Genomic DNA, 25,088 nt, shown 5'->3' with positions numbered 1-25,088 from the left:
GAAAGCATGCTGTTTGGAGGCGTTCCACACTCACGGACACGTCTCCCGGTACGGAATCCCTGGCACCTCCAGCTCCCACTCCGCTTCGGACATACCGCGCCCGACGACCTCGCACGCGAACTCCAAAGGCTTGTCCAGCAACGAGTTCAGCGCCCTCACGTCCCACAGCCGGACTCCGTCGCGCTGGTCAGCCGTCGCCAGCAGCGCGCCGTCGGGACTGAACACCAGCGGGCCGGTCGCCCGATGCGGCAACGGGTTGCCGAGCTTGCGCGGGCTCTCGGGGGCGGACAGGTCCCACAGCGTGACCGTGCCGTCCGCACTCGCGGTCGCCAGCAGCCTGCCGCGCGGCGAGAAGGCCGCCCGCGCCAGGTCAGGGATCGGCTGGCCCAGGCGTTTCGAGCTGCTCAAGTCGGGCATGTGCCAGACATTTCCGGTGCTGCCTACCGTCACCAGCACGTGGCCGTCCGCGGAGAACGTCCCGGCGGTGGCGGACTCCTTGCGGCCGCTCGTGGACAGCATCGGGCCGCGGCCTCCGACTTCCCACACGCCGTTGCCGTCGCCCACGACCAGGCGGCTGTCCGGGGAGAACGCGATGGTCGCCACGCTGAGCCCGTGCAGCCGCGTGACCCGGAACGCCGGGTCACGGGCTTTCCACAGCGTCACCTTCCCGGTGTCCTGCCCGACCGTCGCGAGAAGCTCGCCGTCGGGTGAGAACTTCGCCTGTCCGGTCGAGTCGGCCATCTGGTGAATCTGTCGTGGCCGCGCCGGGTCCGTGACGTCCTGGAGAGTTCGTCCGGCCGCGAGCGTGCGGCCGTCGGGAGCGAACGCGACATCGGTGGGGCGGTGTGGAGAGATGCCGGTCAGGGGGTCGCCGACGGCGCGTGGCGCGCTGGGGTCGTTGAGGCTCCACAGGGTTGCGCGGTCATCGCCACCTGTCGCGAGCATCGTGCCGTTCGGGCTGAACGCCATGCTGGCGACGCCTCCTCCGAACGGCTTTCCTACTGGCGTTGGACGGAATCGTCCGGTGAGGTCCCACACGACGCCATTGCCGGCTTCTGCCGTGGCGAAGGAGCGTCCGTCTGGAGAGAACGACATGCTCTGCACCGGACCGGTGTGCCCGTGAGGCAGGTCGTCGAAGAGCCGGGGTGCGCCGGGGCCGCTGTTGTCCCAGATCAGCGGGACTCCGTCCGGTCCGCCGGTGGCGAGCGCGCGGCCGTCCGGTGAGAAGGCGAGGCGTCGGGTCCCGGCGGGTGTGCCGGGAATCGTGTGACGGAGCAGCGGGCGCAGTGGGTCGGTCACGTCGATGAGCAGGGTTTCCCCGCCCTGATTCTTTCCGGCCAGGAGCTTGCCGTCCGGTGAGAACGCCAACGAGTACAGCGGGTCGTCGCGGCCGGGGAGATCGCTCAGCCGGCGGGGCTGCTCCTGACCGGACATCTTCCACAGCGCGTCGCGGGTGGCCAGGATCGTCCCCGCGGGGTTGACCGCTACGGACGAGGTGTCGAGGTCGCGCAGTGTCGGCCCGGCGCGACCTGATTCGGCCACGTCCCACAGCTGAACGGTCCCGCTGCCCGCGGTCACCAGGGTTTTACCGTCCGGAGTGAACGCCAGGTCCGAGATGTCCTTGTGGCGGCCGGCCAGATGAGGACCCGTGAGCCGCGGGGTGGCTCCGGTGAGGTCCCACAGCACGGCCGTGCCGTTGTCGGCAGCGGCGGCCAGCAGCCGGTCGTCCGGAGAGAAGGCGATCGTGCTCAGCCGCATGCCCGGTACGCGGAGCCGGTGGCGTTCCCCGCCCCAGACCGTCACCTCGCCGTCGTAGCTGACCGACGCCAGCAGCGGTGTGCGGTGCGCGTACACCAGTTCGACTTGTTCGGGCAGGTGACGGAGGTAGTCGGTGGTCGTCAGGACGTGGACGAGGACGGCGAGCGTCGCGTTGTTGGTGGGATCGAGTCGATTGGCGGCGACCGCGAAGCGCAGGCTCCAGGCCGGTTTGGCGTCGAGGAGGGTGTCAGCGGTGGCGACGAGTTGCTGGGCGAGGGCGACCCGCTCACGTTGCTCGGCTTCCGCCTGCCGATCTTGGGCGATGAGCTGCCGGTTGTAGGCGACGGCCGCCGCGGTGAGCGCCATGACCAGCAGGACCGACAGCACGGTGACGATTCGGGTGCGGCGTCGGCGGTCGTGGCGGACGCTCGCGCGGAGGAAGTCGTCGGCGGTGGTGGACAGGTCGACGCGGCCGGTGACGTCCTCGCGGGCCGCGTGCAGGTGGGCGCCCTGCCAGAGTCTGGACGGGACTCGGCCGGCCGTGCGCCACTGCTCGGCGGCGTGTTCGACGGCGCGGCGGGTGCGGAGTGCGGCCGCGTGTTCGGTGATCGCGTCGGCCAGTGGTGGCCACTCGGTCAGGAAGGCCTCGTGGGCGACGCCGATGACGACCTCGCCCGCGATCGTGTCGGTGGTGAGGAGGCGGCGGGCCACGAACTCGGTGAGTTCCGGGAGCGCGCGGTCGACGTGGCGGCGGGTCGGCTGGCCGCGTTCGTCCACGGTGACCAGGGAAAGCAGGGCGGTGAGAACGGCACGTTCGCTGCTGCTGGAGGCTTTCAGCGCGGCGTCGGCCTCCTTGACCAGCGCGCCGCGCACGCCGCCGAGTGCGTCGTAGCGGGTGGCGGACAGCTTGCCGCCGCGGCGGACGCCGTCGCTGAGTTCGGCGAGGGTGAAAGCGAGCAACGGAAGCGCGGTGCCGTCGCCGGTGTCCTCGATCATCCGGGTGGTCAGCGGCTCGTCGACGGTGATGCCGGCGATCGCGGCCGGTCGTTCGACGATCTGGCGGAGTGCTTCCGGACGGAGCGGGGTGACCGGGTAGACGTGTTTGCACAGGTCGGAGAGGTGAGGATCGGACAGCAATGCGCTCAGGTATTCCGGGCGGATCGTGCAGACGACGTGGGCGTCGGTGGCGTGCAGGCGTCGGGCGAACTCGGCGCGTCCATCCGCGTCGGACAGGGTGAAGACCTCTTCGAGCTGGTCGATCACGAGCAACGGACGTTGTGGCACGGGTTGGGCGAGCACGTGGTCGAGCGCGGCCGCCGGGTCGTGGCCGGGCACGACGACCGGCAGCGGGAAGACGCCGGGAACGCCGGTCATCGCGGGGATCAGGCCTGCCCGCACGAGCGACGACTTGCCGCAGCCGGACGGGCCGACGACGAGCGTGGCGCCCTGGTCGCGGCCGATCAGTTCCACCAGCTCGGCGACCTCGCGTTCGCGGCCGAAGAAGACGCGGTGGCGGTCGACGTCGAGCGGTACGAGTCCGGGGAACGGGGAACGGCCGTCGGGCCAGCGCGGGTCGCCGGCGTCGTCGATCTCCTTGAGTGCTCGCGCGGTGCGTTCGCGGGCGACGGCACGGTCGGTCAGGTCGGTGTGCTGGACGTCGTCGAGCAACGGGTGCCGGACGTCGCCTGATCGGAGCGGCAGGATCCTGGTGCCGAGCAGGCGCGCCGTGTTGAGCTCCGCTGTGCACCAGGCGGAGTTCCCGTAGTCCTCGGTGATCACGCAGACCAGCGCGTGCGCCCAGCGCAGGCGCTCGTGCAGGCGATGGACCCACTCGTCGCCGACCGCGATGCCGTTGCGCGGGTCGCGGTCCAGGAAGACGTCGTGGCCGTCCGACTCGAGCCAGTCGTGCAGTTCGGCGGCGAGCATGAGATCCGCGCTCGCGTAGCTGACGAACACTTGGGCCATTCGACTACTCCTTTCGGACGCGAACGGTAGCAGATTTGCTCGGCTGTGCTAATTTTTGCTCGTGCGAGCAAAATCGGTGACGGAGCAGGCTCGGCGGGCGCAGATCGTGGCGGCCGCCATCGCCACGATCGCGGAGCTGGACTACGCGGAGACGTCGTTCAAGGCCATCGCGGCGCGGGCGGGGCTGAGCAGCACCGGGCTGATCTCGTACCACTTCAGGAACAAGCAGGAGCTCGTCGACGTGGTGTTCGCGGACGTCCTGGAGCGCTTCCAGGGGTTCGTGCACGCGCGGATGGGCCAGGACGGCGCTCGGGCCGAACTGAGGGCGTTCCTGGCTGCGAACATCGCGTTCCTTCGCGAGCACCCGGCAGACATGGTGGCGTTCCTGCGGATCAGGGCACACGCGGCGGTGACCGACGGGGGCATCGCCGACTCCGATCACGTGGCGCTCGCCGCGCTGCTGCGGCAGGGGCAGGAGGCCGGCGAGTTCCGCGCGTTCGACCCGGACGTGATGGCGGTGTTCGTCCTCGCGATGCGCAACGGCGTCGTGCTGCGGTCCGGGGCACTCGATCTCGACGTCTGCGAACGGGAGTTGATCGCGGCCGTCGAGCTGGCGACAGGAGGTTAGGCATGCGTCGGGGGACGTTGTTGTTGGCCGCGTTGCTGCTGGTGAGCGCGTGCGGGAAGGGGGAGGCGGTGGCGTCGGACGTCGTGGGGACCGACACCGGGCAGGTTCGGGGAGAGCAACGTGACGGGCACCTGGTGTTCCAGGGGGTTCCGTACGCGCGGGCGGCGCGCTGGGAGCCGCCGGTGCGGGCTGCCTCGTGGAGCGGGGTCCGGGACGCGCTGAAGCCGGGCAGTCCCTGCCCACAGGTCGGGTCCAGTTACTCGGAGGCGAAGAGCACGGACGAGGACTGCCTGTTCGCGAACGTCACGACGCCGTCCACGGCCGGGCGCAAGCCGGTGCTGGTGTGGGTGCACGGCGACGGCGCGGTCGGGGCAGGGCACTACTTCCACGCCGAACGTCTTGCGCGGCAAGGGGATGTCGTCGTGGTGACGTTCAACTACCGGATGGGGGTGTTCGGCGGGTTCGGGCTGCCGGGGCTGGCGCACTCCGGGGAGTTCGGGCTGCTGGACCAGCGGGCGGCAATGGAATGGGTGCAACGGAACATCGCGGCGTTCGGCGGGGATCCGGGCAACGTGACGTTGTTCGGCGTCTCGTACGGCGCGACGGCGGTGAGCGCGCACCTCATCGGGCAGAAACCGTTGTTCCACAAGGCGATCATGCACAGCTCGTTCACGATGGCGGACGTGCCGAAGGGTGCCTGGTTCCCGGATCTGGAGGCGTTGCCGTCGCTCGCGTGGCGGCCCGTGCCGGAGATCCAGGAGATCGGCGTCTCGATCATGCGCGAGCTGGGGTGCGCGGACGTCTCGTGCCTGCGGCAGCTGCCGGCCGAGAAGCTGCTGGAGTACCTGCAGATCATGAACATCTTCCAGTCGGTCGGGTACGGCGGTTCGCTGCTGCCGCGACTGCCCGGTGAGTCGCTGGAGGCCGGCGAGTTCTCGGACGTGCCGATTCTGGTCGGGGCCACGCGCGACGAGCACAACAGCTTCGTGGGGCTGTTCCGGCCGGACCCGATGTCCACTGAGGACTACTCGCGGTTGCTGCGGGAGGCGTTCCCGGACCGTGCGGCCGAGATCGAGCGTGAGTACCCGGTGAGCGCCTACGCGTCGCCGAAGCAGGCGTGGGCCACGGTGCTGACGGACCGTGTGTGGGCGCGGGCGACGTTCCGGCAGAACACGCTGTACGCCGCGAAGGCACCTGTGTACGCGTTCGAGTTCGCGGACCGCAACGCTGCGACCAACCCGGAGTTCCCCAAGGAGTTGCACGGCGCGAACCACTCGTCCGACATCGACTACCTGTTCCCGGACGGTGATTTCGCCAAGGACCGCGGGCTGTCCGACCACATGATCAAGGCGTGGACGGACTTCGCCAGGGGCGGTTCGCCGGGGTGGCCGACGTTCTCCGAGGGGCAGTACGTGCAGTCACTGGCACCGGGCGCGATCGGGCGCGTCGACTACGCGGCCGAGCACCGGCTGGCGTTCTGGGGCTAGGCCGCGACCAGCTGCCGGACGTGTTCGGCCTGGTCACCGGTGAGACGCCGGAGTTCCCAGACGAGGTCGCCGATCTCGGGGTCCGGCGTTTCCTCCGGAGTGACGCCGGTCAGCTCCGCCAGGTCGTCGAACCCGATGTTCAGCAGCGGGGCCAGGTCGCCGAGCAGGTCGGGCGTGACCTCCTTCAGGCCGCTGCCGATTCGGCCGTAGGTGGACGCGGCCCAGTACCGGCGACCCCGCGTCACCGCGAAGACCGACTTCGCGACGTCCACCAGGCTGAGGTTCCGGTTGGCCAGCAGGCGCATCACGATGCCGCCGGGCCACTCGACGTGCAGGTGGTGGCGGGAGCCGGACGGCAGGCGCGGGGATTCCGTGCGTTCCTCCTGCGGCAGTGACGCCACCAGGCCACGCACTTCGGCCCGTTGCTCGGCCGACATGGGCACGAAGGAGCTCAGCACGCGCGCGACCGCGCGGCCCGCACCGGAGTCGAGTGGAGCCAGGTCGGCCGGCACCGGCTGGGACGCGATCACGAGCCGATCCGATTCATGCAGCTTCTCCCCCATGTCGTCCAGCGTAAGCAGCGGGTCGCTACGCTGGATGACGTGCCCGGCACCCGCAGCTCGCGAACCCGCGCGTATCTCGCGCGGGTTTTCGCTGTGCTCGCGCTGGTCGCCGGGGTCGCGATGATGCAGGGCACCCCGTGTGAGACGGAGTTCGCCTGGACCGCGCAGTGCCCGACGTCGAGCACCTCCGCGATCGCCTACGTGGCCGATCAGGTGGAGGACGGTTCGGCGTTGCTCGACGGCATTCTCGTCGCGGGCTGCTGTCTCGTGGTGGCGCTCGCGGTGCTGATCGGGTTCGCCGTGCTGCGGCGGACAGGGTCCGTGCCGGCGCGTCTGGTGCCTTTGCCCGTGTGGTCTCGTCCTTCACGTCGGCTGGAAGTGCGGCTGGCGCAGCTCTGCGTCCTGCGCGCCTAGACCGAACCCGTTCTTCGGTCCCTTCTTTCGCCTTCGTGGAGGTCTTTTCGTCATGTCCAAGAACGCTCGGCTGTCCCTGATCATCGTCGCCGTCGTGGCGGTGGTGGTCGCCGGATTCCTCTTCTTCAGCCAGAACAGCAACACGACCGCGGCGCCGAAGTCCGCCGACGGCAAGGTGACCGTGGTCGAGTACCTCGACCTCGAGTGCCCTTCCTGCCGTGCCGCCTACCCCGGCGTCGAGCGGCTCAAGACCGAGTACGGCGACCGCGTGACGTTCGACGTGCGGCACTTCCCGATTCCCAGTCACCGCAACGCCGAGCTGGCCGCCGTCGCGGTCGAGGCGGCGGGCGCGCAGGGCAAGCGGGACGAGATGTTCCGGCTGATGTTCGACACGCAGCAAGAGTGGGGCGGGCAGCAGACGTCCCAGCAGGCCGTGTTCGCCGGGTTCGCCCAGCAGCTCGGGCTCGACCAGGCCGCGTTCGACAAGGCGCTGGCCGACCCGGCACTGCGGGAGCGGGTGCTCGCCCAGCGCGCCGAGGGCAGCAAGGCAGGGGTGCAGGGCACGCCGACGTTCTTCGTCAACGGCACCAAGTTCACCGGAGCGCCCACGTACGACGCGCTGAAGGCGGCGATCGACAAGGTGCTGTCGTGAACCGGTTGGTCGCGTGGGTGCTGGCGGTCGGCGGGTTCGTCGGCCTGATCGCTTCCTCCGTGCTGACGATCGAGAAGATCGCGCTGCTCAAGGACCCGTTCTACGTGCCGACGTGCAGCATCAACCCGGTGCTGAGCTGCGGCTCGATCATGAAGACGGCCCAGGCGGAGGTGTTCGGGTTCCCGAACCCGTTGCTCGGTATCGCGGGGTTCGCGGTCGTCACGACGCTCGGCGTCCTGCTGGTGGCGGGTGTGACGCTGCCGCAGTGGGTGTGGATCGGGCTGCAGGTCGGTGTGACGTTCGGCGTGCTGTTCGTGCACTGGCTGATCGTCCAGTCGCTGTACGAGATCGGCGCCCTGTGCCCGTACTGCATGGTCGTGTGGGCGGTGATGATCCCGATCTTCTGGTACACGACGCTGCGCAACATCCGGCCGACGTTCCAGTACCACAGCGTCGTGCTCATCCTGTGGTACCTGGTGATCGTGGCCGGGGTGCTGCAGGCGTTCTGGTTCTACTGGTCGTCGCTGATCTAGAACCAAATAGATCGGCCGAACGGCTCCCGTGCCCCGGCCCCCGGTGAACGTAGGATCCCGTCTCACTACGCGGATCTGCCGACTGGGGGCTGGGGATGCGGCGTCTTCGCTGTGCTGTGCTCGTCATGGTTCTTCTTCTGGCCGGGCTCGTCCCGGCGACGGTCCAGGCGGTTGCCGCGCCGCCACCGACGGCGGTGCCGAACGCGGCGTTGAACGCCAAATGGACCACGTACGGCAACCAGGGCGGCCATTGGACCGGCGGTGACCGCACCGCGTCCGTGCCGCTGCCGGACGGCCGCACCGCCTGGCTGTTCTCGGACACGTTCCTGGGCACGGTGAACGCCGACGGCAGCCGCCCGGCGAACTCGCCGATGGTGCACAACACCCTTGTCGTGGAACAGAACGGGCAGCTCGGCCCGACACTGCACGGCGGCACCGCGCAGGCGCCGCTGCCGCTCGTCGAGGTCGCGGGCTCACCGCTCTGGTACTGGGTCGCGGACGGCGTCGTCGAGGGCAACACCCTCAAGGTGCTGTACATGCAGATCGAACCGACCGGCGGCGGTGTGCTCGACCTCAAGCTGAAGGGCACCGCGCTCGCGACGTTCAGCCTGCCGTCGCTGACCCTGACGAACGTCCGCACGCTGCCGCTGGGCGACAAGATCGCGTGGGGCCAGGACGTCATCACCGAGGGCGGCTACACCTACGTCTACGGTTCCGAGTCCAACGGGGACGAACCCAAGCGGCTGCACCTGGCCCGCACCAACGGTCTCGCCGGCACGTGGGAGTTCTGGACCGGCACCGCGTGGTCGAGCCGGGAGGCGGACTCCGCGCGGATGCTGACCGGCACGGGCACGGCGTTCTCGGTCACCAAGGTCGGCGCCGAGTACGTGCTGATGACGGTCGAAGGCAACATCACGTTCAACCCGACGCTCGTGGCCTACACGGCCACAGCGCCCACCGGGCCGTTCGGCAACCCGCGCCCGCTGTACCAGGCGCCGGAGCAGGGCGCCGACGAGCGCCCGGTCATCGTCTACGACGCCACGGTCCACCCGCAGCTGAGCCAGCCGGGCAAGCTCGTCGTCTCCTACAACGTCAACAGCATGAACCCCGCCGACATCAAGGCGGACGTCAAGATCTACCGGCCGCGGTTCCTGGACGTGACGTGGCCGCCGCCGGTGCCCGACCCGTCCGGGCTGCCGGGCAAGCCGTCCGGGCTCACCGCGCAGGACAACAACGACGGCGGCGTCACGCTCTCGTGGCAGCCGGTGTCAGGCGCGGGTTACCGCGTGTACCAGCGCGATGTCACGGCCGGGCAGGAGTTCTTCTCCCGTCAGCCCGACGAGTTCACCGCGGCGACCGCCACCGTGCCGTTCATGCGGGACGGTCACACCTACGAATTCCGGGTCACCGCACAGAACGCGAACGGTGAGGGCCAGCCGTCGAACACCGTCAGCGTCGCGGTGCGGATCGGACCGCCCGAGCCACCGACGAACCTGCGTGCCGTCGCGAACGACTCCGGTGGCGTGAAGCTGACCTGGGATCGCAGCCCCAGCCCTGGTCTCCTGTGGTACCAGGTGTTCCGCACCGACGTGACCAACGGCCCCTCCACCGGGCTGCCGGTCTACTTCCCCGACTCCGGCTCGGCCACGGTCACCGACGTCGACCTGGAACACGACCACGTCTACGAGTACGTCGTCGTGACGAACCGGTCCGGCCAGGCGAGCGCGCCGAGCACCGCCGCACGCGCCACCGCCCGGTACGCGAAGCCGGGCGTGCCGACGAACCTGCGTGCGGCACCGCAACCGGACGGCAAGATCAGCCTGTCCTGGGACGCGCCTGGGGAGGGGGTCTGGTACTGGGTCTACCAGCGCGACGTCACCGACAACCCCGCGAACACGTTCACGAAGTGGCCGCTGCCGATCCCTGGTGACACCACGGCCGCCGCCGACTACCTGGCGCACGGCCACACCTACGAGTTCAAGATCTCCGCGACCAACCGCGGTGGCGAGGGCGCGCAGTCCGCGCCGATCCAGGCCGTCTCGCGGATGTCGAAACCTCCCGCACCCACCGCGTTGACGGCGGTGAGCAACGGTGACGGCACGATCAAGCTGGGCTGGACCCGTCCGCCGAACACCTGGACGTGGATCTACCAGCGCGACGTGACCGACGGCGACACCGAGTTCTACCGCTGGGACTACCCGGTCGCCGACAGCGCCACCGCGACCGCCGGCTACCTCGTCCCCGGCCACACCTACGAGTTCAAGGTGGCCGCGACCAACCAGGCAGGCGACAGCGAGACCTTCTCCAACGCCGTGCAGGCACTGGCCGAAGTAGCCGCTCCGCCGCCGCCGACCGGACTCGTCGCGACCGCCGGTGACGACGGCACGATCGGTCTCAAGTGGACAGCGCCGCGCGACCAGCTCTGGTACTTCGTCTACCAGCGCAACGTGACCAAGGGAGAGGCCCAGTTCACCAAGTGGCCCTACCCGGTGACATCCGGCACGACCGCGACGGCGGCCTGGCTGGACCACCAGAACGTCTACGAGTTCAAGGTGACGTCCGCCTACGCGGGCAAGGAGTCCGACTTCTCCGCACCAGCCCGCGCCACCGCACGCGTCATTCCCCCGGCCGTCGCACCGACGGGCCTCGGCGCCCAGCCGAGACCGGACGGCAGCGCGTTCGTGCACTGGAACAGCGTCGGCCCGAACGTCGCCTACTTCGTCCACCAGCGCGACGTCACCGCCGGGCAGGCCTTCTTCCGCTGGGGTCTGCCGACGGCCGAGACCCAGGTCGTCGCCGATCCGCTGATCAACGGCCACGTCTATGAGTTCAAGGTCACCGCCGCGAACGCGGCAGGTGAGGGCCCGCAGTCGGCGACGATCCAGATCACCGCACGGGGCGGCACCCCGCCGGCGCCTTCGCTGTCGGTCTCCCCCGGCGACGGCAAGGCGACGCTGACGTGGAACTCGGTCCAGCCGGGCGCCTACTACTTCATCCACCGCAGGAACGTCAGCGCGAACGAGAACTTCACCAAGTTCCCCATCCCGGTCCAGGAAACATCCTTTGTGGACTCCTTCCTGACCAACGGCGACACCTACGAATACGTCGTGTCCGCGTCCAACGAACACGGTGAAGGTGCCTGGTCCAACGGTGCGTTGGTGCGTCCGCTGCCGCCTCTGCCCGCTGCTCCCGCCTCGCTCACCGCGAGCCCGGGCGACGGCAAGGTGACGCTGCAGTGGTCGGCCGTGCCGAACTCCTGGTACGTGGTCGAGTACCGCGATGTCACCGCGGGCCAGGGATTCCGGTCCGTGCAGACGCTCAGCCCGGCCACGACGTGGGTGCACACGTACCTGACCAACGGCCACACCTACGAATATCGGGTGCGTGCGACGAACATCGCCGGTAACGGCGGGCCGTCACCCACCCGCAGCGCCAGGCCGATGCCGCCGATCCCGTCCGCGCCGAGCAACCTCTCGGTCCAGTCGGTGGGCGACGGCACGGTGACGATCTCGTGGCAGGCCAGCCCGAGTCCGTGGGTCGGCTACGTGATGGAGACGAAGGAGACCAGTGCTTCGTCGTGGCGTCAGCTCCCGGCCGGGTGTTGCGGTCACACCAGCATGTGGCTCACCAACGCGGTCGAGTACCAGTTCCGGATCCGTGCCACGAACATGACGGGTGCCAGCGGTGCGACCAACACCGTGACCGCGACTCCGATGCCACCGTTCCCGGTCGCGCCGTGGGGCGTGAGCGCGACGACGGGCTCCTACGCGGGCGCGATCAACCTGTCGTGGAGCGCGAGCTCGACACCGAACGTCTGGTACTGGGTCTCCTACCGGCAGGCCGGTCCTCCGACGACGCCGCAGCAGCCGTCGCGGGAGGAGTGGACCAGGCTCCCGTACCCGCTGCCGCAGACGTCGATCACGGTGACGGGCCTGGCGTGGCAGGAGGTCTACGAGTTCCAGGTGCAGGCCACCAACGCCGCCGGCACCAGTGGCCGCACCTCCGTGCCGTGGGCGATCGCGCAATGGGGCAGGTCCGCGACCTGGCGGCCGGGCAACTCCACGAGCGGCGCCAACGGCCTGGCCAGGCGTCACACGAGCAACGACTGCGGCTACACCAGGTACCAGATGGTCTGCTTCAACTCGCACGGGTTCTTCTTCGCCGACCAGCCCATGACGATCGGCGACTACCTGCTGTACCCGGACAGCCGCGCCGACTTCGAGACCCGGCTGATGTGCGAGTCGATCAAGCGTGCGGACATCCGCAAGAGCAGGTGGGGGCTCCCGGCGCACACGCTGGAGCCGTGGTTCCCGCGGTTCGAGGAGCACGAGAAGATCCACTCCGACCAGTGGGAACAGTATTCGGCGCCGCCGAAGTTCATCCACGCCTACCTGTTCGAGGAGATGTTCCCGCCGAACGACTTCGAGGTCGGCGCCAACCTGTGGTGGGGCGGGTACCGGGTTCAGGAGAGCGGATCGCCGACCACGGGTGTCCGGCAGGGATGCGGGTGGCTGTATCCGGGTTAGAACCGCGGCGCCGCAGTGGTCGCCTGAGGGCCGAGGACGTTCAGCAGAGCGAGCGCCTCGGCATCGGGAGACCCCTGCGGCGCGCTGTAGAGCACGAGGTGCTGGTCGCGGTCCGTGAGCGCGAGCGAGTCGCAGTCGACGGTGATCGGGCCGACGACCGGGTGGCGGAAGGTCTTCCGCAGCGTCGGCGCGGCCTGCACGTCGTTCCGTTCCCAGAGGCGGGCGAAGTCGGGGCTGGCGCGGAGCTCGTCGACGAGGCCGGTCACCGCGGGATCCGCCGGGTAGCGGGCGAGGGTGGCGCGGAGCTCCATCACGACGTGGTGGCGGAACTCGGCGGCGTCGGAGATCCCGTACAGCGGCTCTGGCCGGGCCGGTTCGAGGAAGGCGCGGCGGGCGAGGTTGCGGTGCTTCGGGGCGAGGCCGGCGAAGTCCTCCATGAGCGCGGCCGCGAGGTCGTTCCACGCGAGCACCTCGAACGTGGCCGAGATGACGAAACCGGCGGTCTGCGGCAGCCGTTCGAGGAGCGCGAGGATGCTCGGGCGGACCTCACGCCCGTGCATACGGGTGCGGGCTGGTGCGGCGCCGGCGAGGACGTGGAGGTGGTCCGACTCGGCGTCGGTGAGCAGCAGTGCGCCCGCGATCCCGGCGAGGACCTCGGCCGACGGCCACGGCGCCCGGCCCTGTTCGAGCCGGACGTAGTACTCGGTGGAGATGTGCGCGAGGACCGCAACCTCCTCGCGGCGCAGGCCCGGTGTGCGGCGGCGTGGTCCGGAGGGGAGGCCGACGTCCTGGGGCCGGAGCCGTTCGCGACGGCTGCGGAGGAACGCCCCGAGTTCCTGCTTGCTCATACCCCGAGTCTGCCTGCTGGACCGTGGCGGATCCTGGTACAGCCTGTGCCTGCATCCGGGTCCGCGGTCAGGCTGACATTGTCGTCATGACCAACAACATCGATTCGGCGAACATCGCATCCATTGGCCTCCTGACCGGCAAGGTCGTGCTCATCACCGGCGCCAGCCGTGGCATCGGGGCGGCCGCGGCCAGGCTCTTCGCCTCCGAAGGGGCCTCCGTCGTGCTCGCCTCCCGCGGCACGGAAGCCCTCGACCACATCGTCGGCGAGATCCGCGCCGACGGAGGTGTCGCCGACGCCGTCGCCCTGGATCTCGCGGACCGCGCCAGCATCCGTGCGGCGGTCGACCACGTCGAGCAGCTGCACGGACGGCTCGACGGCGCCTTCAACAACGGTGCGACGATCCAGCAGCCCGGGCCGCTCGACACCACCAGCGACGAGGACATCGACGAGCAGTTCGCCGTGAACTTCCGTGCGCACTGGACGGCCATGACCGCCGAGGCCGCGCTGATGCGGCGCAACGGCGGTGGGGCGATCGTCAACACCTCGAGCATCGGCAGCCGTCGTGCGAACCCGGCGCTCCCCGCGTACGGCGCCATGAAGCGCGCGCTCAACAGCATCACCGAGACCGCGGCCGTGACGTGGGCCGGCGAGGGCATCCGGGTCAACGGCATCACGCCCGGCGGCACCGCCACGGAGATGATCGACGCGTGGGAGGCGGCCACCCCTGGCATCGTGGATCGCATCAACGCGTCGACGCCGCTCGGTCGCATGGCCGAGCCGCGCGAGGTGGCCGAGGTCGCCGCGTGGCTGCTCAGCGACCGCGCCTCGATGGTGACCGGTGCGCTAGTGCCGGTCGACGGTGGCGCCGGCGCCTGAGTGCAGGCCTGTGGTTCGGCCGAGAACCGTGCGCAGGCCGTCGATGCCGGTGAAGTGGTGCCCGCTCATCCCCACCAGTTCGGCGGCCCGCACGTTCTCCAGCTTGTCGTCGACGAACAGGATGTCGTCGCCGCCCAGCCGGTCGCGGCACCACTCGAACGCCCCGCGCTCCGGCTTCGCGTAGCCGATCCGGCACGAGAAGGCGCGCAGCTCGAACAGGTCCAGCCACTCGTAGGTGCGTTCGAAGTTCCGCGCGTGGTCCTCTGGGATGTTGGACAGCAAGGCGATCCGCTGGCCGGCGTTGTGCAGTTCGTGCAGCAGCGCGACCATCTCGTAGTCGACCCGGCTCCAGCTCGCGACGTCCTTCTCGACGAGTGGCGGGTGCCCCACGAGCCGCCAGTACTCCTCGGCCGTCACGTCGCCGCGGTCGTAGCCGGGCCGGTGCGCCCAGTAGGCGTCCCAGAACTCGGGCGACGTGCTCATCGTGGCCATGACCTCGGCTGACTGGTCGCGGGCGATCACCCCGAACATGTCGAACAACACGATCATGCCGTCACCACCGTCACGCCCGCCGCCTCCAGTCCCTGATCTCCGTCCGCATCGGTCACCACAGCGTCCAAAGAGGACGCCGGAGCCACGTGGGCCAGCGCCGTGCGGGTCAGTTTCGAGGCGTCGACGGCGGCGATCACCCGCCGGGCCGACGCGATGGCCGCGCGTTTCACCGACGCGTCCTCCAGGTCGAACGCCGTCATGCCGTGCTCGGCCGAGAGTCCGCAGCAGCCGATGACGGCGGTGTCGAAGCGCAGGGCCTGCACGGACGCCAGCGTCAGCGGACCGGTCAGGGCCAGTTCGCCGGGGCGTGGGCGGCCGCCGGGCACGAGCAGCGTGAGCGTTGTCGAAGAAGACAACACGTTCACGGCGTGCAGCGACAACGGCATGACGGTCATGCGTCTGTCGTGCAGCAGGCGCGCGACTTCGAGGCACGTGGTGCCGCTGTCCAGAACGACCGACTCACCGTCCGCGAGCAGGCCCGCGACGGCCGTGGCGATGCGGCGCTTGGCGTCCATGTTCTCGTCCGACCGCAGGGCGAACGGGGGTTCCTCGCCGCGCAGGAGCAGGCTGCGCGCGCCGCCGCGGTAGCGTTCCAGGACGCCCTGGGCGGCGAGGGCCTCCAGGTCGCGGCGGATCGTCATCTCGGAGGCGCCGGTCAACCGCGCCAGCTCCGCCACACCGAGCGAGCCGGCGTCACGGACCGCCTCGCTGATCTGCTTCAGTCGGGACACGGCCGTGATTGAACAACATTTGTGTTCGATACTCAAGCTTTCGAACACGAGATTTGTTCGTTAGCGTAAGCATGTGAACGCTCTCAGGGCCGCGCGGGTGGCCACCTTCACGTACTTCGCCCTCAACGGGTTCCTGCTGGGCCTGTGGCTCGTGCACATCCCGACCGTCGAGCAGCGCACCGGCATCGACCACGCCGAACTCGGCCGGTTGCTGCTGCTGCTCGGACTGGGCGCGTTCATCGGCATGCGGCTGGGCGGCAAGTTCACCGACCGCGTGGGCGTGAAGCTGGTCCTGCCGGGCGCGGGCGTGTTCTGCAGTGTGGCGGCCCTGTTGCCGGGGGTGGCGGTCAACCAATGGACGCTCGGTGCGGCGCTGCTCATCTTCGGCGTTGGCAACGGGCTGATCGACGTCAGCATGAACGCGCACGCCGTGGTGGTGGAGCGGCACTACAAGCGTCCGGTGATGTCGGCGTTCCACGCGACGTGGTCGCTCGGCGGTGTGGCGGCGGCGCTGACCGGCGCACGGACGTTGAGCTGGGAGCTCTCCCCCGCCGTCACGCTCAGCACGGCGGCAGCGCTCGGTGTCGTCGTCAGCATCGTCACGGCCAAGTTCCTGCTCAACGAGAAGGAGGAGCAGCACGCGACCCAGCAGATCGGCAAGCGCAAGGTGCCGCGCCGGATCTGGGTCATGGCGGCGCTCGCCGGCATGGTGATGCTGTCGGAGGGCGCCGCGAACGACTGGAGCGTGCTGCACCTGCAGGACGTCCTCGGCGCCTCGCCGGAGATCGCGGCGTTCGGCTACGGCGCGTTCGCGACCACGATGACGGTCGGACGGTTGCTCGCGGACCGGATCACCGCGAAGGCCGGTCCGATGGCCGTGCTGCGCTGGGGTTCGGCGATCGGGGCGGTGGGCATCGCGACCGCGGCACTCTCGCCGTGGATCTGGCTCGCCCTGCTGGGCTGGGCGATCGCCGGGATCGGCCTGTCGGGCACGGTACCGCAGCTGTTCAGCGCGGCTGGTCACGCAGAACCCGGTGCGGCGGCGGCGAACATGTCGCGGGTGGTCGGGATCGGTTACCTCGGCGTGCTGGCCGGACCCGCGGTGATCGGATGGATGACGCACGTCATGCCGCTCAACATCGCGTTCCTGCTGCCGGTGGCGTTCTGCGTGGTCGCGGCGCTGTCGGCGGGAGTGTTGCGGGCCGAACCCGCCGAGGAGCGGGTCGCGGCGTAAGAATGCCCGCATGGATCTCGCCGAACTGGATCTCACCACCGCACACCTGGCCGACGCCTGCATCCGGTCCAACATCCCGGTCCGCACGGCCACCCTGTCGCCGGTCATCCCCGGCACCAGGACGTCCGGCCGCGTCCTGCCCGCCCGGCATGCGGGCAGCGTCGACATCTTCCTGGAGGCCATCGAGCGCAGCCGGCCCGGCGACGTGCTGGTCGTCGACAACGACGGCCGCACCGACGAAGCCTGCGTGGGCGACCTGATCGTGCTGGAGGCGCGTGAGGCCGGGCTGGCGGGCGTGGTGATCTGGGGACTGCACCGCGACACCCAGGACATCCGCGGGATCGGGCTGCCGGTGTTCAGCCTCGGCGCCAACCCGACCGGCCCGTTGAGCCTGCGCGACCGTGCGCCCGAGGCTCTCTCGACGGCCGAGGTCGACCAGTGGACCGTCACGTCCGATGACGTCGTGTTCGGTGACGACGACGGCGTGCTGTTCGTGCCCGCGTCCGATTTGGACGCTCTGCTCGCCAAGGCCGCGAGCATTCGCGACGTCGAACGCGCGCAAGCCGAGCGCGTGAGGCAGGGTGAGTCCCTGCGCAGCCAGCTCCGGTTCGACGACTACCTGGCGAGCGGGCTGACGTTCCGCGAGCATCTGCGCAAGATCGGCGGCGCCGTCGAGGAGTGAGGCCATGATCTCCGCGATTTCGGACAGGTACACGGCTCGCGCGGACGCGTTCGAGGCGAAGGTGTTGGGCGTGCGCGCGGACCAGTGGGGCAACCCGTCGCCGTGTGCGCAATGGACCGCGCTCGAGGTGGTGGACCACATCATCGAGATGCACGGCGTGATGCTGGGTGTTGCGATCCCACGCACCGAGGACCCGCTGACGGACTTCCGCGAGGCACGGCGTCAGGTGCAGGAGGCGCTGGCCTCTAGTCGTGCGCGCGAAGAGGTCACCACACCCGGCGGCCCGATGACGCTGGAAGACCACATCGACCAGGTCGTGAGCGACGACCTCGTGCTGCACGGCTGGGACCTCGCCCGCGCCACCGGCCAGGACGAGACGATCCCCGCGCCGGACGTGGAACGCCTCTGGGCCACCGCGACCGCCGTGCCCGCCGAGCTGATGGAACGGTTCCGCACGCCCGGCGCGTTCGGTCCCGGCATCGAGGTCTACGGGCCCGAGGTGAAGGTGCCCGACGACGCCCCGCTGCAGGACCGGCTGCTCGGGTATGTGGGCCGGGACCCCGTGTCGAAAAGCGTCTGAGCGGTTCGACGGGTCCGTACAAAGGCAGCCGCTGAGAGGAAGACCGATGGACTGGACTCTGGAAGTCGTCGTGGTGCCGGTGTCGGACCTGGACCGCGCCAAGCAGTTCTACTCCGAACAACTGGGCTTCAAGGTCGACCACGACACGACGTTCAACGAGGACACCCGCGTCCTGCAGCTCACCCCGCCCGGCTCCGGCTGCTCGATCGTCATGGGCAAGGGCATCGTCAAGGGCGAGCCGGGCACGTTGAAGGGCGTCCAACTCGTGGTGTCGGACCTGGAAAAGGCCCGCGCGCAACTGATCGAACGCGGCGTCGAGGTCGGCGAGATCGTGCGCATGAACGAGGCAGACGGAGGGTCGTTCATCTTCTTCGACGACCCGGACGGCAACAGCTGGGCCGTGCAGGAGATCAAGGCCCGCGCAACCGGTGGGGAGTGGAAGTGAAGTACATGCTGGTCAGCTACGGCGGCAGCCAGGAGGACTGGGAGGGTCTCGCCGCCTGGTCGGACGAGGACATGCACCGCATGATCGCCTACATGCGGAACCTGAACGACGAACTCCAGGCGTCCGGTGAGCTGCTGCAGTCCGAGGGGTTGAGCGGGCCGGCGCGGGCGTTCGTGGTGCGCGGGTCCGACGACGGGCCGGTCGTGGTGGACGGGCCGTTCGCGGAGTCCAAGGAGGTCATCGCCGGGTACTGGGTGGTGGACGTGGACTCGCGGGAACGGCTGCTGGAGATCGCCCGCAAGGCGTCGGCGTGTCCCGGGCCCGGCGGGAAGATCCTGAACCAGCCGATCGAGGTGCACCCGATCATGGGCGCACCCGACGTGGATCCGGAGACGCTGGCGCCGTACGAGAAGTAGCACCCGGTCAAGGCCTGGGCGATACGCCGGAACCCCTCCTCGCGACAGATGAGGAGGGGTTCCGGCGTATCAAGACCGACGAGTGTGCTCGTGATCAGTTACTGGTTGGCTCCAACGGCGACCATCTTTGCGGCGCTTGTCGCGGAGTTGTTCGCGTACAGGAACAACTTGCGGCTGCACGAGGCCCGGGAGCGCCTCAAGTGGGTCAGCTGGATGATGAAGCGCCAGCAACAGGAGCTGCTGCGGCGCGTGCAGCCCTCCCGCCGCCGGTTCCAGCGGTGAGGGGCCGGGCGGGCCCGGCCCCTCACGCCGTCACTTCAGGTCGTACGCGCGGATGATCGTCTGATCGACGGACCCGTTGGCGTCACTCGTCTTCGCCTTCAGCGACACCGACTTCGCGTGCCGCGGGTGCACCAGCGCGGCCAGGTACTTGTCACGCACCTTGAACACCGGCGCCGCCTGCCACGTCTTGCCCTCGTCGTAGGACACCTGGACCTGCGGCTTCTTCACATCGGCCACAGACGAGGAACCGTTGCGCTCCACCGTCACCGGGATCGTGAACGCACGACCGGCGGGTGCCCGGTTGTGGTCGTCGAGCTGGGGCGCGAACCGCACCGCCAACACCGGCACCGACTTGTACTCCTCGCCGTCCACGTGCGACGACGTGAAGGTCCAGTCGGTGACGACCTTCGACGACTGCGAGTCGCGGGCCGCCTCGGTGTGCACCTGGTAGCGCTTCTTCTCCGCCGGCACGCCGGGGAGGTAGGCCGAGCCCGCGTACGGCTGGTCGAAGATCACCTTGCCGTCCAGGGTCACGACGGTCTTGCCGGTGTGGTCGGTCATGCCGGTGGTGCCGGGGGCGCTGAACATCGGCACGTCCAGGCGGAGCAGGTCACCGACTCGGCCGGCGTACCGCACGTAGCGCGAGTCGTTCGGCACGGCCGGGCCGTACACTGCGCTGTTCCAGTGCTCGGTGGACTTGCCGTGTTTGAACGACCGCTGGACGCCGGTGAACTGGTAGCCGAGGCTCGGGTACTCGCCGAGCTTCGTGAACTCGGTCAGCGAGCCGGACCACGGCACGTCCGGGGTGTAGAACTCCTTGAGCCGCAACGGAAGCGGGCCCGAGGCGCCGTTGTCGCGCTGCCCGACCGAGCCCGGCACGCGGGCGTGCGTGACCGAGTCGACGCGGGCCAGGTCACGGTCCTTCACGACGCGCTGGACGTTCTCCGGCACGCGGGTCTTCTCGGCGATCCGCACGTGGTACTGGTACGGGCTGAGGTGGAAAGTGCCGTTGCCGTCCGGCTTGGCCATCACGCTGGACGCGCCGAACTCGAACTTCGGCCACGAGGTCTTCGACGGCCGGACGAGGACGCCCTCGAAGTCGTTCATGATCCAGGAACCGCCGGTCTCGCCCCAGTTCGCCTTCATGTCGAACACCAGCTCGGAGCTCGCCGGCGCGGCCTCCTGCTCGACCTTGATCGACGGCCGGTTGCCCTGCCGTGCGTCGAACACGATGTCGGCGTTGCCGGTCACCTCGAGCGCCGGCTCGGTGAGGATCGTGTTGACACCGCGCTTGGTCGGGTCCGGGTTGCGGGTGTAGATCGAGCCGTCCAGGAAGAACGTGCCCTTGGGCAGGCGCTGCAGGATCGTGCCCGACTCGTCGAACCGGAAGTGCGCCTGCGGCTTGTTCACGTCGACGAAGCGGTAGTTGTAGTTCGGCGTGGGTTTGCCGTTGCCGTCGAGGAACGTGAGCTTCACGTCGTAGCTCTCGACCTCCTTCACCACACCGACCGGCACGCGCACACCATCAGAAGACACCACCACTGCGCCGTAGACGGCGTCCGGCACCGACGCGCGTGTGTCCGCGGTGACCACGGCGTCCGCCGAACCACCGGCGGGGATGGTCAGCTTCGCCGGAGACACGCTGAACAGACCGGCAGCGGCGGGCTTCACCTCGGCGACGCTCAGGTCGAGGGTCACGGCGGCAGCACCGTTGTTGCGGTAGGTCAGCTTCTGCGTGATGGGCTGGTCGTCGTCGTGCGGCCACGCGGCGGTGCCCAGGGTCAGGCTGCCGGCGGACGTCGAGACCCCGGCTGAGACAGCGCGGCCCACGTCGAGGCGTCCGGCGCCCTGCTCGTAGATGCTCAGCGACGGGTTGGGCTTGGCCGAGTTCATCAGCGCGGCCTTGATGTCGACGGCCTTCCACGCCGGGTGCTGCGAGGCGATGATCGCCGCCGCGCCGGCCACGTGCGGCGTGGCCATCGACGTGCCGGACAGCGCGACGTGCGCGTCGCCGACGGGCGTGCCGATCTGGCCGTTCTTGGCCTTCGCGGCCACGATGTCGACGCCCGGCGCGGTGATGTCGGGCTTGACCGCGTTGTTGTACCAGCGCGGTCCGCGTGAGGAGAACTCGGCGAGCTTGTCGTCGCGGTCCACGGCGCCGACGGTGAGGGCGGCGTCGGCGGACGCGGGCGAGCCCATCGCGCCACCGGAGTTGCCGGCGGCGACCACGAACAACGCGCCGGTTTGCTCGGTGATCCGGTTGAGCGCCTGCGACATCGGGTCGGTGCCCTCGTCGGGCCACGAGCTGCCCAGGCTCATGTTGATGACCTTGGCCTTGGTGGCGGCCCACTCCATGCCGGCGATGATGTCGCTCTCGCGACCGCCGCCGTAGTCGCCGAGCACCTTGCCGTTGACGATCTTCGCGTCGGGCGCGATGCCCTTGTACTTGCCGTCACCGGTGACGGTGGACGCGACGTGCGTGCCGTGGCCGACGCGGTCGTCGGTGGTGTCGCTGTCGCTGAAGTTCTTCGACTCGACGACGGCGCCCGCGAGGTCCGGGTGCGTCTCGTCGACGCCGGTGTCGAGGATCGCGACGGTGACGTCCTTGCCGGTGAAGCCCTTCGCCCACGCCTGGGGTGCGCCGACCTGCGCGGCGCTGCGGTCCAGGGACGCGGTCACCTTGCCGTCGAGCCAGATCTTGCCGGTGCCCGCCGCCCGAGCACCGGTCCAGAAGCCTGCGTTCTTGTCGACGCGCACCGCGTGTGCGCCGATGCTCGGCAACGACTCCGCGCCCGCCGCGCTGATCCCCTGCCCCTGCACGATCAGCGGAATGGTCTTGCTGGAGGCGTCGTCGTAGCCGGATCTGGCCAGCAGCGAGACGTCGAACAGCCGCTCGTCCAGCGCGCCGGAGTTGAGCCCGGCCTGGGCGTCGAGCGGGACGACGTGGAGGTCGCCCTGCGGGTCCCTGAACGTCCGGAATCCGACGTTCTCCCTGCCCTTGGCCCCTCTGGCCTGCACCTTGCCGTCGGCGACGACGACCTCGTCACCGGTGACGAGCGTGACCTTGGTGGTCAGCCCGTCCGTGCGCACCTGCTGTTCCTGTTGCGGTGCCGCGGAAACAGGAACGGCTGCCGTGGCGGCAACCACGACAGCCGTCAGTCCTGCGGCGATGTGTGATCGTTTCAACGCGAACTCCCCTGGGTTCACTGTGGAGGCCGTAGCCCTCAGTGACTAAGACCCTCCCCACAGTGGCCGCGTTGTACGCCAGGTCACATCAACGGTTCACAGAACCGCTCGCTCGACGGCCGCCTCGACGTGCAGGCGGGTGGTCGGGAACACCGGAAGCGGCACGTCGGCCTGGGTGATCAGGAGCTCGATCTCGGTGCAGCCCAGGATCACGCCTTCTGCCCCTTCGAACCGGGAGATCACGTCTTGATAGGCGCGGCGGGACTCGTCGCGGACGACGCCCAGGCACAGCTCGTCGTAGATGATCCGGTGCACGGTCGCGCGGTCCTCCGTGGACGGCAGCAGGACGCGCAACCCGTGCGACTCCAGGCGTTCGCGGTAGAACGCCTGGTCCATCGTGAACCCGGTGCCGAGCAGACCGACCGTTGTCAGGCCCGCTGCCTTGATGGCGGCGGCGGTCGTGTCGCCGAGGTGGATCACCGGGATGTCGACGGCGGCCTGGACCTGGTCGAACACCTTGTGCATGGTGTTGGTGCAGATCAGCAGGAAGTCCGCACCCGCGGCCTGCACACCCGCGGCCGCCTCGGCGAGCGCCTTGCCGGCGTCGTCCCAGCGGCCTTCGACCTGCATGCGTTCGATCTCGGCGAAGTCCACGGAGTGCAGCACGACCTTGGCGGAGTGCAGGCCGCCGACGCGTTCGCGTACCAGCACGTTCGCCAGCCGGTAGTACTCCGCGCTGCTCTCCCAGCTCATTCCGCCCAGCATGCCGATCGTCTTCATGCCGCCAGTCAAGCATTCCAGCGCGGGTCACGGCCCGTGGCGGCCAGGAGCTGCTCCATCGCGGACGCGTCGGCCGGTGCGTCGACGGGTGCCTTGAACACGTTCATCTCGATGGCCATCGGCCCCATCTGCTCGACGAGGTTTTTGACCTCGGCGAACACCTCGGGGTCGGGCTCGAAGCGCTGCCTGGTCGCCTGGGCGAGGTCGGAGATGTGGATGGTGAGGTCGAGCAGCACGAGCCCGCCGACGGTCTGTGCGGGCATCTGCATGTTGCCGGCGATGCCCTCGTCCGCGCCGGGTTGTCCCCACGCGTCGACGAGCTTCGCGGTCTCGGCAGGGAACTGCGCGCGCCAGTCCGGATAGGACGGCGTGTGGCTGAAGTCGGCGTCCTGCTTCGCGGCGAGCTTCTGGAACTCGACGACGACGTGCATCAGGTGGTCGAGCAACGCGCGGACGTCGTAGTCGGCGCACGGGGTGGGCTTGGTCAGGTCGTCGTCGCTGATGGACGCGATGACGGGCAGTGCGTGGTCGCGGGCGCGGTCGAGCAGGACACTGAGCTTCATGGTTGCTGACGCTATGTCTGGCACGGTTCGGCGTTCTTGAAGAAACGCGCCAACTTAGGATCGGTGCCGTGCAGGGGCCGCGTCGGGACACTCGGGGGATCGTGGACGCGCGCGAGCTGTTCGCTCGTGTGCGGTTCCGGCGCCGCATGCCGTGCGCCGAGTTGCAGCCGTATCTGGAGCACTACTGGCTGATCGATGGTCAGTTGGATTCGCCGTACACCACACACGTCGTGCCGCATCCGTCCGTGAACGTCGTCTTCGAACACGGGCACCCGCAGCCGGAGATCGCCGGCGTCGGGCTGGGGTTGTTCAGCCGGGTGCTGGACGGGCGGATTCGGGTGGCGGGCGTGCAGTTCCGGCCGGGTGGGTTCCGGCCGTTCCGTGCCGAGCCGGTGTCGCACTGGACCGGGAGGCACGTGCGGCTCGACGTTCCCGCCGCGCTGGTGCTCGACGTGGAGGACGAGGACGGCCGGGTGGCCGCGCTCGACGCGTTCCTGCTGGGGATGGGGCCGGTGCCCGATCCGCAGGCGACGAACGCGATGGAGCTGGTCCAACGGATTCGCGACGACCGGGAGATCCGGCGGGTCGCGGACTTCGCCAGGGCCGAGGGTGTCGCGGTGCGCACGATGCAACGGCTGTTCGCGGATTACGTCGGGGTGAGCCCGAAGTGGGTCATCCTGCGGTATCGGATCCACGAGGCGTTGGAACGCGCGGAGTCCGAGGTGGAGTGGGCCCGGTTGGCCGCTGATCTCGGATACAGCGACCAGGCCCACCTCGTGCGTGACTTCACCCAGACCGTTGGAGTGACTCCAACGGCTTACGCGCGGGCACTCAGTTGAAGTACTCGCACAGCTCGACGAGGATCCCCTCGGGACCGCGGACGTAGCAGGTCTTCAGCATGTCCTGGTAGGTCTCGACGTTGCGGACCACCTCGGCGCCGTGCGGTTTGAGGCGGGCGAGGGTGTCGTCGAGGTCGTCCACGATGAACGCGACGTGCCGCAGGCCCAGGGCGTTGATCGGCGCGTGCGAGCTGCCGTCGATGCTTTCCGGGGTCTGGAACTCGCTGAACTCGATCCGGTACCGGTCGTCCGGGGTGCGCAGCATCGCGATCTCGCTCTTGGAGCCGTCGAGCCCGATGACGCCGTCGACGAACTCTCCCTCCATGTGCGCCTTGCCTTCCAGCTCCATGCCGAGCTCCTGGAAGAACGTCACGGCGGCGGCGAGGTCGGTGACGGTGATGCCGAGGTGGTGCATGGCCTTGATTGCCATTTCGGGTGCCTCCTGGTTGCTTTGTACCCCTGGGACGGAGCCGCCGACATCATCTCTACATCGAAAGTGGTCCAACTTCGAAGCCGAGTTTTGGCTCTGCTTTCTGGACCGCTTTG

At 69.3% G+C, this 25,088-nt stretch carries 23 protein-coding genes; 14 read left to right on the top strand and 9 right to left on the bottom strand.

Annotated elements, in window-relative coordinates:
* Positions 1 to 30: 30 nt before the first annotated feature.
* Complete coding sequence (locus ACWGE0_RS00860) at positions 31 to 3,723, bottom strand: nSTAND1 domain-containing NTPase (protein WP_452258796.1); 3,693 nt, start codon at positions 3,721 to 3,723, stop codon at positions 31 to 33.
* A gap of 61 nt (positions 3,724 to 3,784) precedes the next feature.
* Between ACWGE0_RS00860 and ACWGE0_RS00855 the strand changes: the two genes are divergently transcribed.
* Together ACWGE0_RS00855 and ACWGE0_RS00850 are read left to right on the top strand one after the other, a co-directional pair.
* The gene (locus ACWGE0_RS00855) at positions 3,785 to 4,351 is read left to right on the top strand and encodes a TetR/AcrR family transcriptional regulator (RefSeq protein ID WP_452258795.1); all 567 of its coding nucleotides are present in this window, start codon (positions 3,785 to 3,787) and stop codon (positions 4,349 to 4,351) included.
* A gap of 2 nt (positions 4,352 to 4,353) precedes the next feature.
* Entirely contained in the window at positions 4,354 to 5,838 is a 1,485-nt protein-coding gene (locus ACWGE0_RS00850) for a carboxylesterase/lipase family protein (RefSeq protein ID WP_452258794.1), read from the top strand.
* Here ACWGE0_RS00850 and ACWGE0_RS00845 read toward each other — a convergent pair.
* Entirely contained in the window at positions 5,835 to 6,401 is a 567-nt protein-coding gene (locus ACWGE0_RS00845) for a hypothetical protein (RefSeq protein WP_452258793.1), read from the bottom strand. The genes ACWGE0_RS00850 and ACWGE0_RS00845 overlap by 4 nt on opposite strands.
* Positions 6,402 to 6,440: 39 nt before the next feature.
* Here ACWGE0_RS00845 and ACWGE0_RS00840 point away from each other — a divergent pair, with 39 nt between their 5' ends.
* The 4 genes from ACWGE0_RS00840 (at position 6,441) to ACWGE0_RS00825 (ending at position 12,526) form a co-directional block, all read left to right on the top strand.
* Positions 6,441 to 6,815 carry a hypothetical protein gene (locus ACWGE0_RS00840; RefSeq protein ID WP_452258792.1) on the top strand — a complete coding sequence of 125 codons (375 nt, stop codon included), beginning with the start codon at positions 6,441 to 6,443 and terminating at the stop codon, positions 6,813 to 6,815.
* A 52-nt stretch (positions 6,816 to 6,867) separates the two neighbouring features.
* Complete coding sequence (locus ACWGE0_RS00835; protein WP_452258791.1) at positions 6,868 to 7,467, top strand: DsbA family protein; 600 nt, start codon at positions 6,868 to 6,870, stop codon at positions 7,465 to 7,467.
* A complete protein-coding gene (locus tag ACWGE0_RS00830; protein WP_452258790.1) occupies positions 7,464 to 8,000 on the top strand; it encodes a vitamin K epoxide reductase family protein in 537 nt (178 codons plus the stop codon). Before ACWGE0_RS00835 ends, ACWGE0_RS00830 begins: the two co-directional genes overlap by 4 nt.
* A gap of 125 nt (positions 8,001 to 8,125) precedes the next feature.
* Positions 8,126 to 12,526 (top strand): fibronectin type III domain-containing protein, encoded by a 4,401-nt coding sequence (locus tag ACWGE0_RS00825; protein ID WP_452258789.1) that lies wholly within the window; start codon positions 8,126 to 8,128, stop codon positions 12,524 to 12,526.
* Here the strand turns inward: ACWGE0_RS00825 and ACWGE0_RS00820 are convergent.
* Positions 12,523 to 13,374 carry a helix-turn-helix transcriptional regulator gene (locus ACWGE0_RS00820; protein WP_452258788.1) on the bottom strand — a complete coding sequence of 284 codons (852 nt, stop codon included), beginning with the start codon at positions 13,372 to 13,374 and terminating at the stop codon, positions 12,523 to 12,525. The genes ACWGE0_RS00825 and ACWGE0_RS00820 overlap by 4 nt on opposite strands.
* Positions 13,375 to 13,460: 86 nt before the next feature.
* On the opposite strand from ACWGE0_RS00820, the gene ACWGE0_RS00815 reads away from it, so the two are divergent.
* Positions 13,461 to 14,252: an SDR family NAD(P)-dependent oxidoreductase gene (locus tag ACWGE0_RS00815; RefSeq protein WP_452258787.1), complete on the top strand. Its 792-nt coding sequence runs from the start codon at positions 13,461 to 13,463 to the stop codon at positions 14,250 to 14,252.
* Here ACWGE0_RS00815 and ACWGE0_RS00810 read toward each other — a convergent pair.
* Both ACWGE0_RS00810 and ACWGE0_RS00805 read right to left on the bottom strand, forming a co-directional pair.
* Positions 14,220 to 14,801: an HAD family hydrolase gene (locus ACWGE0_RS00810; protein ID WP_452258786.1), complete on the bottom strand. Its 582-nt coding sequence runs from the start codon at positions 14,799 to 14,801 to the stop codon at positions 14,220 to 14,222. The genes ACWGE0_RS00815 and ACWGE0_RS00810 overlap by 33 nt on opposite strands.
* Positions 14,798 to 15,535 carry a DeoR/GlpR family DNA-binding transcription regulator gene (locus tag ACWGE0_RS00805; protein ID WP_452258785.1) on the bottom strand — a complete coding sequence of 246 codons (738 nt, stop codon included), beginning with the start codon at positions 15,533 to 15,535 and terminating at the stop codon, positions 14,798 to 14,800. Before ACWGE0_RS00805 ends, ACWGE0_RS00810 begins: the two co-directional genes overlap by 4 nt.
* 73 nt (positions 15,536 to 15,608) lie before the next feature.
* On the opposite strand from ACWGE0_RS00805, the gene ACWGE0_RS00800 reads away from it, so the two are divergent.
* The 6 genes from ACWGE0_RS00800 (at position 15,609) to ACWGE0_RS00775 (ending at position 19,174) form a co-directional block, all read left to right on the top strand.
* Positions 15,609 to 16,769, top strand: coding sequence for an MFS transporter (locus tag ACWGE0_RS00800; RefSeq protein ID WP_452258784.1), 1,161 nt, complete (start codon positions 15,609 to 15,611; stop codon positions 16,767 to 16,769).
* Between the two features lie 10 nt (positions 16,770 to 16,779).
* A complete protein-coding gene (locus ACWGE0_RS00795) occupies positions 16,780 to 17,451 on the top strand; it encodes an RraA family protein (protein WP_452258783.1) in 672 nt (223 codons plus the stop codon).
* A 4-nt stretch (positions 17,452 to 17,455) separates the two neighbouring features.
* On the top strand, positions 17,456 to 18,031 hold the full coding sequence (locus ACWGE0_RS00790; protein WP_452258782.1) for a TIGR03086 family metal-binding protein: 576 nt from the start codon (positions 17,456 to 17,458) through the stop codon (positions 18,029 to 18,031).
* 46 nt (positions 18,032 to 18,077) lie between these two features.
* Complete coding sequence (locus ACWGE0_RS00785; protein ID WP_452258781.1) at positions 18,078 to 18,476, top strand: VOC family protein; 399 nt, start codon at positions 18,078 to 18,080, stop codon at positions 18,474 to 18,476.
* Positions 18,477 to 18,481: 5 nt separating this feature from the next.
* Positions 18,482 to 18,892: a YciI family protein gene (locus ACWGE0_RS00780; protein ID WP_452259318.1), complete on the top strand. Its 411-nt coding sequence runs from the start codon at positions 18,482 to 18,484 to the stop codon at positions 18,890 to 18,892.
* Positions 18,893 to 18,982: 90 nt separating this feature from the next.
* Positions 18,983 to 19,174, top strand: a complete 192-nt coding sequence (locus tag ACWGE0_RS00775) for a hypothetical protein (RefSeq protein WP_452258780.1) — start codon at positions 18,983 to 18,985, stop codon at positions 19,172 to 19,174.
* A 30-nt stretch (positions 19,175 to 19,204) separates the two neighbouring features.
* Here ACWGE0_RS00775 and ACWGE0_RS00770 read toward each other — a convergent pair whose 3' ends face one another.
* From ACWGE0_RS00770 to ACWGE0_RS00760, 3 genes are all read right to left on the bottom strand, one after another.
* Positions 19,205 to 22,360, bottom strand: coding sequence for a S8 family peptidase (locus ACWGE0_RS00770; protein WP_452258779.1), 3,156 nt, complete (start codon positions 22,358 to 22,360; stop codon positions 19,205 to 19,207).
* A 96-nt stretch (positions 22,361 to 22,456) separates the two neighbouring features.
* The gene (locus ACWGE0_RS00765) at positions 22,457 to 23,140 is read right to left on the bottom strand and encodes an aspartate/glutamate racemase family protein (protein ID WP_452258778.1); all 684 of its coding nucleotides are present in this window, start codon (positions 23,138 to 23,140) and stop codon (positions 22,457 to 22,459) included.
* Between the two features lie 8 nt (positions 23,141 to 23,148).
* Complete coding sequence (locus tag ACWGE0_RS00760) at positions 23,149 to 23,703, bottom strand: TIGR03086 family metal-binding protein (RefSeq protein ID WP_452258777.1); 555 nt, start codon at positions 23,701 to 23,703, stop codon at positions 23,149 to 23,151.
* Positions 23,704 to 23,771: 68 nt separating this feature from the next.
* On the opposite strand from ACWGE0_RS00760, the gene ACWGE0_RS00755 reads away from it, so the two are divergent.
* Positions 23,772 to 24,542, top strand: a complete 771-nt coding sequence (locus ACWGE0_RS00755) for an AraC family transcriptional regulator (RefSeq protein WP_452258776.1) — start codon at positions 23,772 to 23,774, stop codon at positions 24,540 to 24,542.
* Here the strand turns inward: ACWGE0_RS00755 and ACWGE0_RS00750 are convergent.
* Positions 24,535 to 24,972 (bottom strand): VOC family protein, encoded by a 438-nt coding sequence (locus ACWGE0_RS00750; RefSeq protein WP_452258775.1) that lies wholly within the window; start codon positions 24,970 to 24,972, stop codon positions 24,535 to 24,537. The genes ACWGE0_RS00755 and ACWGE0_RS00750 overlap by 8 nt on opposite strands.
* Between the last annotated feature and the right edge of the window lie 116 nt (positions 24,973 to 25,088).

It is taken from the genome of Lentzea sp. NPDC054927 (assembly GCF_053610285.1).
This window is presented reverse-complemented; position numbering and strand designations above follow the sequence as displayed.